Annotated in this window: 14 protein-coding genes and 1 pseudogene; 13 read left to right on the top strand and 2 right to left on the bottom strand. The window is 75.3% G+C overall.

Annotated features, from left to right (window positions below; translation table 11 throughout):
* Positions 1 to 4: 4 nt before the first annotated feature.
* From murG to GC157_08625, 9 genes are all read left to right on the top strand, one after another.
* Positions 5 to 1126, top strand: a complete 1122-nt coding sequence (murG, locus tag GC157_08665) for an undecaprenyldiphospho-muramoylpentapeptide beta-N-acetylglucosaminyltransferase (GenBank protein MBI1377537.1) — start codon at positions 5 to 7, stop codon at positions 1124 to 1126.
* Positions 1123 to 2550, top strand: coding sequence for a UDP-N-acetylmuramate--L-alanine ligase (locus GC157_08660; GenBank protein MBI1377536.1), 1428 nt, complete (start codon positions 1123 to 1125; stop codon positions 2548 to 2550). The genes murG and GC157_08660 overlap by 4 nt, the downstream gene beginning before the upstream one ends.
* A complete protein-coding gene (locus GC157_08655; protein MBI1377535.1) occupies positions 2547 to 3269 on the top strand; it encodes an FtsQ-type POTRA domain-containing protein in 723 nt (240 codons plus the stop codon). The genes GC157_08660 and GC157_08655 overlap by 4 nt, the downstream gene beginning before the upstream one ends.
* 204 nt (positions 3270 to 3473) lie before the next feature.
* The gene (gene ftsZ / locus GC157_08650) at positions 3474 to 4637 is read left to right on the top strand and encodes a cell division protein FtsZ (GenBank protein MBI1377534.1); all 1164 of its coding nucleotides are present in this window, start codon (positions 3474 to 3476) and stop codon (positions 4635 to 4637) included.
* An 84-nt stretch (positions 4638 to 4721) separates the two neighbouring features.
* Entirely contained in the window at positions 4722 to 5468 is a 747-nt protein-coding gene (gene pgeF, locus GC157_08645) for a peptidoglycan editing factor PgeF (GenBank protein ID MBI1377533.1), read from the top strand.
* Positions 5465 to 6163, top strand: coding sequence for a YggS family pyridoxal phosphate-dependent enzyme (locus tag GC157_08640; GenBank protein MBI1377532.1), 699 nt, complete (start codon positions 5465 to 5467; stop codon positions 6161 to 6163). Before pgeF ends, GC157_08640 begins: the two co-directional genes overlap by 4 nt.
* A 56-nt stretch (positions 6164 to 6219) precedes the next feature.
* Entirely contained in the window at positions 6220 to 6789 is a 570-nt protein-coding gene (locus GC157_08635) for a DUF552 domain-containing protein (protein ID MBI1377531.1), read from the top strand.
* Positions 6790 to 6847: 58 nt separating this feature from the next.
* A complete protein-coding gene (locus GC157_08630; GenBank protein ID MBI1377530.1) occupies positions 6848 to 7132 on the top strand; it encodes a YggT family protein in 285 nt (94 codons plus the stop codon).
* A 62-nt stretch (positions 7133 to 7194) separates the two neighbouring features.
* Positions 7195 to 7998 (top strand): DivIVA domain-containing protein, encoded by an 804-nt coding sequence (locus GC157_08625; protein ID MBI1377529.1) that lies wholly within the window; start codon positions 7195 to 7197, stop codon positions 7996 to 7998.
* Between the two features lie 76 nt (positions 7999 to 8074).
* Here the strand turns inward: GC157_08625 and GC157_08620 are convergent, their stop codons facing one another.
* Entirely contained in the window at positions 8075 to 11233 is a 3159-nt protein-coding gene (locus GC157_08620; protein MBI1377528.1) for an isoleucine--tRNA ligase, read from the bottom strand.
* A 337-nt stretch (positions 11234 to 11570) separates the two neighbouring features.
* Here GC157_08620 and GC157_08615 point away from each other — a divergent pair, with 337 nt between their 5' ends.
* Positions 11571 to 11870 carry a DUF167 domain-containing protein gene (locus tag GC157_08615; protein MBI1377527.1) on the top strand — a complete coding sequence of 100 codons (300 nt, stop codon included), beginning with the start codon at positions 11571 to 11573 and terminating at the stop codon, positions 11868 to 11870.
* Between the two features lie 377 nt (positions 11871 to 12247).
* Here the strand turns inward: GC157_08615 and GC157_08610 are convergent.
* Positions 12248 to 12475 (bottom strand): annotated as a pseudogene (locus GC157_08610) (hypothetical protein).
* Between the two features lie 106 nt (positions 12476 to 12581).
* Between GC157_08610 and GC157_08605 the strand changes: the two are divergent.
* From GC157_08605 to GC157_08595, 3 genes are all read left to right on the top strand, one after another.
* Entirely contained in the window at positions 12582 to 13247 is a 666-nt protein-coding gene (locus GC157_08605) for a DNA-binding protein (protein MBI1377526.1), read from the top strand.
* Positions 13248 to 13476: 229 nt separating this feature from the next.
* On the top strand, positions 13477 to 14076 hold the full coding sequence (lspA, locus tag GC157_08600) for a signal peptidase II (GenBank protein MBI1377525.1): 600 nt from the start codon (positions 13477 to 13479) through the stop codon (positions 14074 to 14076).
* A 36-nt stretch (positions 14077 to 14112) separates the two neighbouring features.
* On the top strand, positions 14113 to 15042 hold the full coding sequence (locus tag GC157_08595; GenBank protein ID MBI1377524.1) for an RluA family pseudouridine synthase: 930 nt from the start codon (positions 14113 to 14115) through the stop codon (positions 15040 to 15042).
* The last annotated feature ends 5 nt before the right edge of the window (positions 15043 to 15047 follow it).

Below are 15047 nucleotides of genomic sequence, written 5' to 3'. Positions count from 1 at the left end.
CCCGGTGCACGTCGTCCTCGCGGGCGGGGGCACGGCCGGGCACGCGGAACCCGCGCTCAACCTCGCCGACTGCCTGCGCCGCCACGACCCCGCGTGCGGCATCACGGCCCTGGGCACCGAGCGCGGGCTGGAGACGCGCCTCGTGCCCGAGCGCGGCTACGAGCTGCGTCTCATCACCGCGACGCCCATGCCGCGCCGACCGGGTGCGGACCTGGCCCGGCTGCCCTCCCGCGTGCGCCGCGCCGTCGCCGAGGTGCGCGCGGTCCTGGACGACACCGGTGCCGACGTGGTGGTGGGCTTCGGCGGCTACGTCGCGCTGCCCGCCTACCTCGGCGCGCGGGGGCGCGTCCCGCTCGTCGTGCACGAGGCCAACGCCCGCCCGGGCCTGGCCAACCGCGTGGGCGCCAGGTTCACCCCCTACGTCGGCTGCGCGGTCCCCGGCGCCATCGCCGGCTCGCGCCACATCGCCATGCCGCTGCGCCGCCAGATCGCCGAGCTCGACCGCGACGCGCTGCGCGCCACGGCGCGCGCCCACTTCGGCCTCGACCCGGACCGGCCCACGCTGCTGGTCACCGGCGGCTCGCAGGGCGCCCGCCGCATCAACGAGGCGGTGGTCGGCGCGGCCGCCGGCCTCACCGCCCAGGGCATCCAGGTGCTGCACGCGGCCGGGCTGCGCAACGACGACCAGCGGCCGACCGGCGCGCTGGGCCCGGCGCCCTACGTCGCCGTCCCCTACATCGAGCGCATGGACCTCGCCCTCGCGGCGGCCGACGTCGCCCTCAGCCGGGCGGGCGCCATGACCTGCGCCGAGTTCGCGGCGGTCGGCCTCCCCGCGCTCTACGTGCCGCTGCCGATCGGCAACGGCGAGCAGCGGCTCAACGCGCTCCCGGTCGTCGAGGCCGGCGGCGGACTGGTCGTGGACGACGCGGACCTCGACGCGGAGCGCATCCTGGCGGTGCTGGCGCCGCTGCTGCTCGACGCCGAGCAGCGACGCGCCATGGGGTCGGCGGCCGCGTCCCACGGTCAGCGCGACGCGGACGAGAGACTGAGGGCACTGGTGCTGGAGGCCGTCGAGGCGCACGGCCCGACGGCCGGCACCGCACGTGAGGCAGGAGGTCCGTCATGACGGCCACGCCGGTCGAGCCGCTCGACCTGTCGGGGTTGGGCCACGTGCACGTGGTCGGGATCGGCGGTGCCGGGATGTCCGGCATCGCGCGCATCCTGGTCGCGCGCGGGGTCGTCGTCAGCGGCAGCGACGCGAAGGACTCGCGCCGGCTCGCCGCGCTGCGCGCGCTCGGCGTCGAGGCGGCCGTGGGGCACGACGCCGCGCACGTCGACGGCGCGGACACCGTCATCGTGTCCACCGCGATCGGCGAGCGGAACCCGGAGCTGGTCGCCGCGCGGGCCCGGGGCCTGCGCGTGATGGGACGCGCCGAGGCGCTGGCCACGCTCATGACCGGCTACCGCGGCGTGGCCGTCGCCGGGACCCATGGCAAGACCACCACCACCTCGATGCTCACGGTCGCGCTGCAGCACTGCGGCGCGGACCCCAGCTTCGCCATCGGCAGCGAGCTCAACGAGAGCGGCAGCAACGCGCACCTGGGCAGCGGCCCGGACTTCGTGGCCGAGGCCGACGAGAGCGACGGCGCGTTCCTCGCCCTGCCCGCCCACGCCGGGATCGTCACGAACGTCGAGCCGGACCACCTCGACCACTGGGGCACGTTCGAGGCGATCGAGCAGGGTTTCCTCGACTTCTGCACCGGGATCCGCGACAACAGCGGCTTCGTCGTGGTGTGCGCCGACGACGCCGGCTCGGCGCGGCTGGCCGCCCGGGCCCGCGCCGAGGGCGTCGACGTGCGCACCTACGGCCGCAGCGAGGACGCCGACGTCCGGGTCGAGCTCGTCGCGCCGGGGGAGCGCGGCTGGCGCTTCGAGCTGCTCGACCGCGGCGTGCGGCTCGGCACCGTCGAGCTCGGCGTGCCGGGCCGGCACAACGTCCTCAACGCCACGGCCGCGTTCGTCACGGGGCTGGGCCTCGGGCACTCCGCGGGCGACCTGCGGGCGGGGCTCGAGTCGTTCTCCGGCACGCGGCGCCGGTTCGACTTCAAGGGCACCGCGGACGGGGTGCGCGTGTACGACGACTACGCCCACCACCCCACGGAGATCGCCGCGACCCTCTCCGCCATGCGCGACCAGGTGGGCGACGGCCGGCTCGTCGTGGCGTTCCAGGCGCACCACTACTACCGCACGGCGATGTTCGTGAAGGAGTTCGGCGAGGCGCTCGGGCTCGCCGACGAGGTCGTCGTGCTCGAGGTGTTCGCGCCCGGTGAGGAGCCGATCCCGGGGGCGTCCGGGGTGGCGATGGCCTCGCACGTCCCGCTGCCCGCGGAGAGCGTGGTGTTCGAGCCGTCGTGGAGCCGGGTCGCCGCGCGGCTCGCCGAGCGGGCCCGGCCCGGCGACGTCGTCATGACCCTCGGGGCCGGCGACATCGCGATGATCGCGACCGAGGTCCTCGACCTGCTGCGGGCGCGCGAGGTCGTCAGCCGATGACCGTCGTCGAGTCCGCGCAGCGCTTCGGGGCGGCCACCCGCAAGCGTCGGGTGCTCCGATGGGCGGTCGCGGCGCTCGTGGTGCTCCTCGCCGCCGGCGTGGTCTGGGCCGTGTGGTTCTCGACCTGGTTCTCCGTGTCCGAGGTGCGGGTGCTCGGCGCCCGCACCGTGAGCATCGACGAGGTGCGCCAGGCCGCCGCCGTCCCCGCCCACCAGCCGCTGGCCCGCGTGGACGTCGACGGCATCACCGCCCGGGTGTCCGCGATCCCGGAGGTCGCCTCGGTCGAGGTGCGCCGGGGGTGGCCGGACGTCCTGGTGATCGTGGTCACCGAGCGCACCCCCGTGGCCGTGATGCGCTCGGGCTCGGGCTTCACCTACCTCGACGCGACCGGGGTGCGCTTCGGCGACCCCGCCGGCGCGCAGGGCCTGCCGGTGGTCACCGCGAGGTCGGACCCCGCCCGCGCGACGGCGGCGGCGGTGGTCTCGGCCCTGCCGCCCACGCTCGCCGAGCAGGTGGCCACCGTCGTGGCGCGCTCGCGCGACGACGTCGTGCTCCACCTCGCCGGCGGTGCCACCGTGCAGTGGGGGAGCGCCGAGGACTCCGCCCGCAAGGCCGAGGTGCTCGCCGCACTGCTGCACGTCAAGGCGCGCTCCTACGACGTGAGCGCCCCGGACCTGCCGACGACGCGCGGCACGTCGGCGTCCGCGAGCGCCGGCTGAGCCGACCCCGGCCGCTTTCGGTTGCGGCGCAACGGATGGCGCGCGTGTGGCGCACCTCCCACCCCGGGCTGCGGTCGGCGCCTTGCGCCGTCCGGGGGTCCCGGCGTACGTTCACCCCCAACGTCAGCATGACATAACTCTGAGCCTCTAGATGAGGGTGAGGGTTCGCGCACGCGCGATCCGGACGAGCGGAAAGGCTGTCCCGTGGCGGCTCCCCAGAACTACCTCGCGGTCATCAAGGTCGTCGGCATCGGCGGCGGCGGCGTCAACGCCGTCAACCGCATGATCGAGGTCGGACTCAAGGGCGTCGAGTTCATCGCGGTGAACACCGACGCCCAGGCGCTGCTCATGAGCGACGCCGACGTGAAGCTCGACATCGGTCGCGAGCTGACCCGCGGGCTCGGCGCCGGCGCCGACCCCGAGGTCGGCCGGCGCGCCGCGGAGGACCACGCCGAGGACATCGAGGAGGTCCTCAAGGGCTCCGACATGGTCTTCGTGACCGCGGGCGAGGGCGGCGGCACCGGCACCGGCGGTGCCCCGGTGATCGCGAAGATCGCGCGTCAGCTCGGCGCCCTCACCATCGGCGTGGTGACCCGCCCGTTCGGCTTCGAGGGCAAGCGCCGCGGCGTGCAGGCCGACACCGGCGTCGACTCGCTGCGCGCCGAGGTCGACACCCTCATCGTCATCCCGAACGACCGCCTGCTCTCCCTGTCCGACCGCAACATCTCGATGCTCGACGCGTTCCGCCAGGCCGACCAGGTGCTGCTGCAGGGCGTCAGCGGCATCACCGACCTCATCACCACGCCGGGTCTGATCAACCTCGACTTCGCCGACGTCAAGAGCGTCATGGCCGGCGCCGGCTCGGCGCTCATGGGCATCGGCTCCGCGCGCGGCGACGACCGCGCCGTCGCCGCCGCCGAGAGCGCGATCTCCAGCCCGCTGCTCGAGGCCAGCATCGACGGCGCCCACGGCGTGCTGCTGTCCATCTCCGGCGGGTCGGACCTCGGGCTGTTCGAGATCAACGAGGCCGCGCGGCTGGTCGCCGACGCCGCGCACCCCGAGGCCAACATCATCTTCGGCGCGGTCATCGACGACACCCTCGGCGACGAGGTGCGCGTCACGGTGATCGCCGCCGGCTTCGACGGCGGCCTGCCGCCGGCCCGCCGGGCCGGCGCCAAGCCGGTCACCAAGGGCGACTACGACGACACCCCGCTCGCGGTCGACACCGCGCGTGCCGCCGCGGAGCCCGGGCAGCCGCCGGTCATCCCGGTGCCGCAGGACGAGGAGCCCAAGCGGGAGCCGCGCCGCATCGTGTTCGACGACTCGATCGACGACGACGACCTCGACGTCCCGGACTTCCTCAAGTAGTCCCGTCGACAGGCCCTCCCTCCCGTGCAGCGGGGGGAGGGCCTGTCGCGTCTGCGGCCGACGGCCGGGTGAGAGGGTGACCCGGTGACGACGCGGACGGGCACGCTCGGTGCGCGCGCCCGCTGGGCCTTCGCCGACCGCCGCGGGGGCGCGAGCCGGCCCCCGTACGACGACGGCAACCTCGCCGACCACGTCGGCGACGACCCCGGCGCCGTGGCCGCCAACCGGCGCGCCCTGGCCGCCCACGCCGGCGTCGACGGGTCCCGCCTGGTGGCGATGGCGCCGGTGCACGGCAACGCGGTCGCGGTCGTCACCGGCCCCACCCCTGGTCCCGTGCCCGACGTCGACGCCCTGGTCACCACGGTGCCGGGACTGGCCCTGCTGGTGCTCGCCGCGGACTGCGTCCCCGTGCTCCTCGCCGACTCCGGGAGCGGCGTCGTGGCGGTGGTGCACGCGGGCTGGCGCGGGGTGCGCTCCGACGTCGTCGGCGAGACGCTGCGCGTCATGCACGACCTGGGCGCGACCCCCGCGGGGCTGCACGCGCTCGTGGGCCCGGCGATCTGCGGCCGCTGCTACGGGGTGCACGAGGAGCGCTACCGCGACGTCGTCGAGGTCGCCCCCGCCGCCGCCGCCACGTCGGCCGCCGGCGGGCGGGGGCTCGACCTGCGCGCTGCGGTCGACGAGCGCCTCGCACGGGCGGGTGTCGCGGCCGAGCGCCACCTCGGCTGCACCGCGGAGACTCCCGCGCTGTACTCCCACTACCGTGACGGCGTCACGGGACGGCACGGCGGCGTCGTCGTCCTCGAGCCGGGGAGCGGTGGGTCGCAGTGACACGGCGGGACGAGCTGGCGGCCAACCTCGCGCGGGTGCACGCGCGCATCGAGGGCGCCGAGCGGAGGGCCGGCCGCGAGCCGGGCTCGGTGACGCTCGTGGTGGTGACCAAGACCTGGCCCGCGGAGGACGTCGCCCTGCTCGCCGGCCTCGGCGTGCGCGAGGTGGCCGAGAACCGCGACCAGGAGGCGCGGCCCAAGCACGACGCGTGCGCGGGCCTCGGGCTGCGCTGGCACTTCGTGGGCCAGCTCCAGCGCAACAAGGCCCGCTCGGTGGCCGGCTACGCCGACGTCGTCGAGTCGGTCGACCGGCCGGAGCTGGTCGAGGCGCTCGCCCGCGCGGCGGAGCACGCCGACCGCACGCTCGACGTGCTGCTCCAGGTCGACCTCGCCCAGCCGCCCCAGCCGGGCCGCGGCGGCGCCGACCCCGCCGACCTCGCGCGCCTGGCCGACGACGTGGCCGCCCGCGACCGTCTGCGGCTGCGCGGGCTCATGGCGGTGGCCCCCCTGGGGGAGGACCCGGCCGCCGCCTTCGCCCGCCTCGCGGAGGCCGCCGCGTCGCTGCGCCGGGACCACCCCGGGGCGGACGTGCTCTCCGCCGGGATGAGCGGCGACCTCGAGGAGGCGGTCGCCGCGGGTGCGACACACGTGCGGGTCGGGACGGCGGTGCTCGGCGGTCGTCCCGGCCTCGGGTAGCGTTTCCGCCACGGCGGTGCCCGACGGCACGTCGAGGGAGCGGTGGAGGAGCTGGCATGGGCGCGATGCGCAAGATGGCCGTCTACCTCGGCCTGGTCGAGGACGAGGGCCTCGAGTACGCCGAGCACGAGGACGACTACGTCGACACCCGGGTGCGCCACGACGAGACCCGCTACTCCTCCGTGCGCGAGGTGCGCCCGGAGCCGGTCCGCGCCGGCGGCTCCGCCCCCGCGCACCGCGCCTCCGCGAGCGTGTCCGCGGGCGTGCCCGCCTCGCGGTCGAGCCTCGCGACCGACACCGCGCTGCACGCGCGGCTGGAGCCCGAGCCCGAGCCGATCGGCGTCAGCGACTTCTACCGCATCACCACCCTGCACCCGCGCACCTACAACGACGCCCGCCGCATCGGCGAGGAGTTCCGCGAGGGCGTTCCGGTGATCATGAACCTCACCGACATGGACGACATCGACGCCAAGCGCCTCGTGGACTTCGCCGCCGGACTGGTGTTCGGCTGCCGCGGCTCGATCGAGCGCGTCACGAACAAGGTGTTCCTGCTCTCGCCCGTGAACGTCGACGTCGCCGCCGAGGCGCGCCGGCTGGCGCAGGACGGGTTCTTCAACCAGAGCTGAGCCCGGCCGACCGAGGAGCCGTCGCGGCCGCGACGGACACGACTGATGCGAGGATGACGTGACCGTGGGGCGGGTCCTCGCCGGCTTCCTGCAGATCTACATCATCGTGCTCATCGCGCGGATCGTGCTGGAGTACGTGTTCTTCTTCGCGCGCGACTGGCGGCCGACCGGGTTCGTGCTGCTGCTCGTCGAGGGCGTCTACACCGTCACCGACCCGCCCCTGAAGCTTCTCCGCCGGTTCATCCCGCCGTTGCGCATCGGCGGTGTGGCGTTGGACCTCGCGTTCGTCGTGCTCTTCATCCTCGTCCAGGTGCTCATCGCGCTGCTCGTCCGCTACTTCTAGCCCGCCGCTGCCTAGACTCGACCCCAGCCAGTCCGACCCACCCGCCCACGAAGGTGAATCCGATGGCCTTGACCCCCGAGGACGTTCGCAACAAGCAGTTCTCGACCGCGAAGCGCAAGGGCTACGAGATGGACGAGGTCGACTCGTTCCTCGACCAGGTCGAGCTCGAGCTCGGCAGCCTCGCGCGCGAGAACGCCGAGCTGCGCGGACGGCTCGCCGCCGCCGAGCAGACGGCCGCGAGCGCCCAGCAGGCCGCCGCGGCGGCCGTGCACCAGGCGCCGGCGCCGGCTCCCGCCGTGGCCTCGAGCGCGCCCGAGCCGACCGAGCAGGCGGTCGCGATGCTCGCGCTGGCGCAGAAGACGGCCGAGGAGCACAAGGCCAAGGCGAAGGCCGAGGCCGACGCGCTCGTCGCGGGCGCCCGGGCCAAGGTCGCCGAGCTCGAGCGGGCCGGGCAGGCCGAGCGCGCGAGCCTCGAGCGCCGCGTGGAGGGCCTGCGCGCCTTCGAGCGCGAGTACCGCACCCGGCTGCGCCAGCACCACGAGTCGGCGCTCAAGGAGCTCGAGCACCGGGGCTCGGACGAGACGCCGGGCCAGCCCGCGGCACCCGCCTCCGCCCCGGCGGGCGCCCCCGCGCCGGCCGCGGCCGCTCCTGCCGCACCCCCGGCGGCCGCCCCGGCACCGGCCTCCCCGGCCTCGGCCCCCACCCCCACGCTGGCGCCGCCGTCCGCCCCGGCCCCCGCGGCGCCCCCGCCGTCGACGCCGCCCGTGGTGAGCCACCCCGCGCCGTCGGGGCCGCCCGCCGCCCCGCCGTCGGCGCCCTCGCCGTTCGCCGTCCCGAACGACGACGCGCCGCCCGCGCAGGCCTGATCGCCGGGCCACCTCAGCAGGACGACGACGCCGGGCCGCTCCCCTCGGGGAGGGCCCGGCGTCGTCGTCCCCGCGGTCAGCCGGTGGCGACCCGGCGCAGCCAGTAGGCCAGCCCGAGGTCGTCGTCGCGGCCGGCGGACCAGTGCTCGGCGTCCTCCGGGGCGCCGTCACCCAGCTCGCGGGCCAGCACCTCGTCGGCCACCGACCCGCCGTGCTCGCGCAGCGCCTCGGCGAGCTCGCCCCCGGCCACCAGTCGCACCTCGATGCGGTCGCTCACGGCCAGGCCCGCGGCCTTGCGGGCCTCCTGGAGGGTGCGGACCGTCTCGCGGGCCAGCCCGGCGCGGCGCAGCGCCGGCGTCACCTCCAGGTCCAGGGCGAGGGTCTCCCCGCCCTCGCTGGCCACGGCCCACCCGGCCCGCGGGGTCTCGGTGACCACGACGTCGTCCGGGCCGATCTCGACCGGCTCGCCGTCGACGACCAGGGTGGCCGACCCGCCCGCCCGCAGCCGCGACACCAGCTCGGCGGCGTCCGCGGCCGCGACGGCGGCGGCCACCGGGGGAGTGCCCTTGCCGAACCGCGCGCCCAGCGAGCGGAAGTTCGGCTTCACCGAGACGTCCACCAGGTCGCCCTCGCTGGCTCCGAGGGAGAGCAGCTCGCCGCAGTTGAGCTCGTCGGCGACCTCGGCGCGCAGCTCGGCCGGCAGGGCGTCCCACCCGGGTGCGGACACCAGGGCGCGGCCGAGCGGCTGCCGCGTGCGCACGCCGGAGGTGGCCCGCGCCGCACGGCCGAGCTCGACGAGCCGCCGCACGAGGGCCATCTGCTCGGCGAGCGCGTCGTCGGCGAGCGCGGCGTCGACCTGCGGCCACGAGGCGAGGTGGACCGAGTCGGGCAGCTCGTCGCTCGTGGCCGCGAACAGGTCCTGCCACACCCGCTCGGTGATGAACGGGGTGAACGGCGCCATCAGGAGCGTGACGACGTACAGGCACTCGTGCAGCGTCGCGAGCGCGGCGGGGTCGCCGGCCCAGAACCGGCGGCGCGACCGGCGCACGTACCAGTTCGAGAGGTCGTCGACGTACGCCGAGAGCAGGCGCCCGGCGCGCTGGGTGTCGTACACCTCCAGGGCGGCGTCGACGTCGGCGGCCAGCCGGTGCGCCTCGCCGAGCGCCCAGCGGTCCAGCGCGATGCGCTCGGCCACCGGGGGCGCCGGCGTGCTGCCCGGCTCGAAGCCGGACTCGCGCGCGTAGAGCGCCTGGAACGACACGGTGTTCCAGTAGGTGAGCAGCGTCTTGCGCACCACCTCCTGGATCGTCGTGTGCCCGACCCGCCGGGCCTGCCACGGCGACCCTCCCGCGAGCATGAACCAGCGCACGGCGTCCGCCCCGTGCGCGTCCATGAGCGGGATCGGCTCGAGCACGTTGCCGAGGTGCTTGCTCATCTTGCGGCCCTCCTCGTCGAGGATGTGGCCGAGGCAGAGCACCGTGCGGTAGGACGACTGGTCGAACACCAGCGTGCCGACCGCCATGAGCGTGTAGAACCAGCCGCGCGTCTGGTCGATCGCCTCGCAGATGAAGTCCGCGGGGTAGCGCTCGTCGAACAGCTCCGTGCCGCGGTGCGGGTACCCGAACTGCGCGAAGGGCATCGCGCCGCTGTCGTACCAGGCGTCGATCACCTCGGGCACACGCGTGGCGGTGCCGCCGCACTCCGGGCAGTCGAACGTGACGTCGTCGACGAAGGGCCGGTGCGGGTCCAGCGCCGAGAGGTCCTGGCCGGCGAGGGCGCCGAGCTCGGTCAGCGACCCCACGCACGTCAGGTGGTCCGATCCGCAGCGCCATATGGGCAGCGGTGTGCCCCAGTAGCGGCTGCGTGACAGCGCCCAGTCGATGTTGTTGTTGAGCCAGTCGCCGTAGCGCCCCCACTTGATCGTGGCCGGGTGCCAGTCGGTGGCCTCGTTCTCGCGCAGCAGCGCGTCCTTGATGACGGTGGTGCGGATGTACCACGACGGCTGCGCGTAGTAGACCAGCGGCGTGTGGCAGCGCCAGCAGTGCGGATAGGAGTGCTCGTACGGCACGTGCCGGAACAGCAGCCCGCGCTGCTGGAGGTCGTCGACGAGCAGCGTGTCGGCCTTCTTGAAGAAGACGTCGCCCACGAGGGGCACGTCGGACTCGAACCGCCCGTCGGGGCGCAGCGGGTTCACCACGGGGAGCCCGTAGGAGCGGCACAGCGCGAGGTCGTCGGCGCCGAAGGCCGGGGCCTCGTGCACGACGCCGGACCCGTCCTCGGTGGTGACGAAGTCGGCGGCCAGCACGGTGTGCAGGGGGCCGTCGGTCTGCGGGAAGTCGACCCAGGTGAACGGGCGCTGGTAGGGCGTCCCCACGACCTCGGACCCCGGCACCGTCTCGAGCACGGTGCTGTCCGCGCCGAGCACCGCCTCGCGCAGGGCGGAGGCGACGAGCAGAGTCTCGCCGTCGACCGTGCGGGCGACGTCGTAGGCGACGTCGGCGTTGACCGCGCACGCGGTGTTGGACACGAGGGTCCACGGCGTGGTGGTCCAGACGAGCAGCGCGAGCCCCGGGTGCCGCTCGAGCAGCGGACCGCCGGTGACGGGGAAGCGGACGTAGACCGACGGGTCGACGACCGTCTCGTAGCCCTGGGCCAGCTCGTGGTCGGACAGCCCCGTGCCGCACCGGGGGCAGTAGGGCGTCACGCGGTGGTCCTGGACCAGCAGGCCCTTGTCGAAGATCTGCTTGAGCGACCACCAGACGCTCTCGACGTAGTGCGGGTCCATGGTCCAGTAGGCGTCGCCCATGTCGACCCAGTAGCCCATGCGCTCGGTGAGGTCGGCGAAGGCGTCGACGTGGCGCAGCACCGACTCGCGGCACCGCGCGTTGAACTCGGCGATGCCGTAGGCCTCGATGTCCTTCTTGCCGGAGAAGCCGAGCTCCTTCTCCACCGCGAGCTCCACCGGGAGGCCGTGGCAGTCCCAGCCCGCCTTGCGGGGGACGTGGTAGCCCTTCATGGTGCGGTAGCGCGGGAAGACGTCCTTGAACACGCGCGCCTCGACGTGGTGCGTGCCGGGCATGCCGTTGGCCGTGGGCGGGCCCTCGTTGAACACCCAGGTGGGTCGTCCCTCGGAGGCGGCGAGCGAGCGGGCGAACACGTCGCGCTCGCGCCACAGGTCGAGGACCTCGTGGTCGAGGGCGGCCAGGTCGACCTGGGGCGGCACCGGGCGGTACATCGGACCTCCGTCGTCGTGCGGTGCCCGGCCTGCGCCGGGGCTGCTCGGGACGGAGGGACGAGGACCTCGACCGGTGCGGTCGCGGTTCCCGCGGTACCACCCTCCTTGGGCCGGCGCCGGGCGCCGACCCCACTCGCGCGTCGACGGCTCCGGGTCTACCCCGCGGTTCCCCGCGGCTCTTCCGGGATGCTCGGGGGTGATCTTCGTCCCGCGCACGCCCCCGGGCTCGCACCGTCCCCGGGTCGCTGGTGGCTGCGTGCGGGACTACTCGTCCCCGTCGTCGCCTGCCGTGACGCGCACCAGGGTAACGGCCGCGCGGTCTGGCACGCTGCCACGTATGCCCGCGTCCCACCGCCTCGCCGTCCGGGTGCGTCCCGGTGCGTCCCGAACGCGGGTCGGCGGCTGGTACGGCGAGGCCGCCGCGGGGTCGGCCGCGCTCGTCGTGGCGGTGGGCGCCCGGGCCGTCGACGGCGCGGCCACCGAGGCGGTCCTCGCGGCGGTGGCCGAGGCGCTCGGGGTGCGCCGGCGCCAGGTGGTGCTCGTGCACGGGCGGACCAGCCGCGACAAGCTGCTCGAGATCCTCGACCCGCCGCCCGACGTGGCGGCCCGGATCGAGGCGCTGGGGGACGCCGGCTGACCCGTCGCCGTCACTCTCCGTGGTCGATGTGGCGACGCGGAGGCGGGGGACCGGCACCGCGCGTCACGTCCGGGTGGCCGTGAGCGCTCGGGCGGCGCGCCTTGTTGATCATCGGGCGGGCCGCACCTATCCTCGCGTGACTCGCGGTGACGACGTGCTCCGCGAGCCCCGGCGTCCGGGCGGCGGGGTGGGGGAGGCCCGACCGAGGAGGCGGCGATGGCAGCGACCGCGAGGAGGACGGCGGCTCCGGCCGCGCGCTCCGCGGCGACGAAGGCCGCGAAGGCTCCGGCGAAGACCCCCGCGAAGGCGGCCAAGGCCCCCGCCAAGGCGGCGAAGGCCCCGGCCAAGGCGACCAAGGCCCCCGCCAAGGCGACCAAGGCCCCCGCCAAGGCGACCAAGGCCCCCGCCAAGGCGACCAAGGCCCCCGCCAAGGCGACCAAGGCCCCGGCCAAGGCAGCCAAGGCCCCCGCGAAGGCGAGCAAGGCGCCCGCGAAGGGGGCCAAGGCCCCGGCCAAGGCGGCGAAGGCTCCTGCGAAGGCGGCCAAGGCCCCGGCCAAGGCGGCGAAGGCGCCCGCGAAGGCGACCAAGGCGGCGAAGGCTCCTGCGAAGGCCGCCAAGGCCCCGGCGAAGGCCGTGAAGGCCCCGGCCCAGTCGCCGGCGAAGGCGACCAAGGCGGCGAAGGCCCCGGTCCAGGCGCCCGCGAAGGCGCCGGTGAAGGCGCCCGTGAAGGCGACCAAGGCTCCGGCGAAGGCGGTTCCCGCGAAGGCCGCTCCGGCGAAGGCCGCTCCCGCGAAGGCTGTGAAGGCGGCTCCTGCCAAGACGGCTCCTGCGAAGGCCGCCCCTGCCAAGGCGGCTCCTGCGAAGGCGGCTCCTGCGAAGGCGGCTCCTGCGAAGGCGGCTCCTGCGAAGGCGGCTCCTGCCAAGGCGGCTCCTGCCAAGGCGGCTCCCGCCAAGGCGGCTCCCGCCAAGACCGGGGGGACCACGCGGCGCCTGGTGGTCCGCGAGGACGAGTCGCCCTGGACCGAGGCCGAGCTGGCCGAGGTCCGCACCGAGCTCGACGTCGAGATCGCCCGCCTGCGGGCCCAGATCAGCGACGCCGAGGAGGGCATCGCCGACCTGCTGCGCGACTCCGGCGACGGCGCCGGCGACGACCAGGCCGACGCGGGCACCAAGACCTTCGAGCGCGAGCACGAGATGCAGCTGGCGAACAACGCCCGCGAGCTGCTGCTGCAGAACGAGCGCGCGCTGGCCCGGCTCCAGGACGGCACCTACGGCATCTGCGAGAACTGCGGCAACCCCATCGGCAAGTTGCGGCTCCAGGCCTTCCCGCGGGCGACGCTCTGCGTGAGCTGCAAGCAGCTCGAGGAGCGCGCCTGACCCCAGGCGCGCCCCCTCGCGGTCCCGGCCCGGACGCGGTGCCCGCGGTGGGGGATTCGTCGGTGCCCCGGCACGGCCCGTACCCTCGCCTCTCGTGAGCGACGCCGATCCCGGGGACGCCGGGGCCCTCCCCGGGGCCGACGCAGCAGCGCGGCCCGCGACGCAGCCCGATCCGACGGACCCGTCGTCGCCGAACCGCGCGACGAGCGACACCGCGCCGGACGGCCCCGTGACGAGCGCTGCCGCGACGTCCGGTCCCGCGACGAGCGATCCCGCGGGCGGAGCGCCGACCCCCGGGCCCGGCGCGGAGGGGTCGGCCTCGCCCGAGCGGGCCGGCGGCCGGACGGGCAACCGGCACCTGGTCCGCGTCACGTTCGGGGTGGCGCTGGCCGTGGTGCTGCTCGACCAGCTGACCAAGTACCTCGCCGTGCGCTACCTCGAGGGCCAGCCGCCGGTCGAGGTGGTGGGCCAGTGGGTGCGCCTGGTGTTCCTGCGCAACCCCGGCGCCGCCTTCAGCATCGGCACCGGCGTCACCTTCGTGTTCAGCGCGATCGCCGTGGCGGTCGTCGTCGTCATCGTGCGCACCTCGCGCCGGCTCGGCAGCCTGGCCTGGGCGATCGCGCTCGGCGGCCTGCTCGGCGGCGCGGTGGGCAACCTCATCGACCGGCTGTTCCGCGAGCCCGGCTTCCTCCAGGGCCACGTCGTCGACTTCATCGCCCTGCCGCACTTCGCGGTGTTCAACCTGGCCGACTCCGCGATCGTCTGCTCGGCGATCTTCATGGTGCTGCTGTCGCTGCGCGGCGTCGAGATCTCGGGCCGGCGCTCGTGAGGCGGGCGCGCCCCGGCCGGCCCCCGGGCGCCTGACGTGGGCGAGCACCGCAGCCTGCCCGTGCCCGAGGGGCTCGAGGGCGAGCGCGTCGACGCCGCCCTCGCGCGGCTGTTCGGGCTCTCGCGCACGAAGGCGGCCGACCTCGCCGCCGACGGGCACGTGCTGCTCGACGGTGTCGTCGTCGGCAAGTCCGACCGCGTGGTGGCCGGCACCTGGCTCGAGGTCACGCTGCCCGACCCGCCCGCGCCCGTGCAGGTCGTGTCGCAGACCGTCGAGGGCCTGCGGGTGGTGCACGACGACGACGACGTCGTGGTCGTGGACAAGCCGGTGGGCGTGGCCGCCCATCCCTCGCCCGGGTGGACCGGGCCCACGGTCGTGGGCGGGCTCGCCGGCGCCGGCTTCCGCGTGTCGACCTCCGGTGCGGCCGAGCGGCAGGGGGTCGTGCACCGCCTCGACGTCGGGACCACCGGGCTGATGGTGGTGGCCAAGAGCGAGCGCGCCTACACGCTGCTCAAGCGGCAGTTCCGCGAGCGCACGGTCGACAAGGTCTACCACGCGCTCGTGCAGGGCCGGCTGGACCCGGAGCGGGGGACGGTCGACGCCCCGATCGGCCGCCACCCCGTGCACGAGTACCGCTGGGCGGTGGTGAGCGACGGCAAGCCGAGCGTCACCCACTACGAGACCCTCGACGTCTTCCGGCACGCCTCGCTCGTCGAGGTGCACCTCGAGACGGGGCGCACCCACCAGATCCGCGTGCACATGTCCGCGCTGCGCCACCCGCTCGTCGGCGACCTCACCTACGGCGCCGACCCGGTCCTCGCGCAGCGGCTCGGGCTCACCCGGCAGTGGCTGCACGCCGTCAGCCTCACGTTCACCCACCCCGGCTCCGGCGAGCGGGTCACCTTCACCTCGCCGTACCCCGCGGACCTCCAGCACGCCCTCGACCTCGTCCGCGACGCCGGCTGACGCGT

Source organism: Frankiales bacterium, from assembly GCA_016125335.1.
Taxonomy (GTDB): Bacteria; Actinomycetota; Actinomycetes; order S36-B12; family CAIYMF01; genus Longivirga.
The sequence above is the reverse complement of the archived record's forward strand: the minus strand, read 5'-3'. Positions and strand labels throughout refer to the sequence as shown.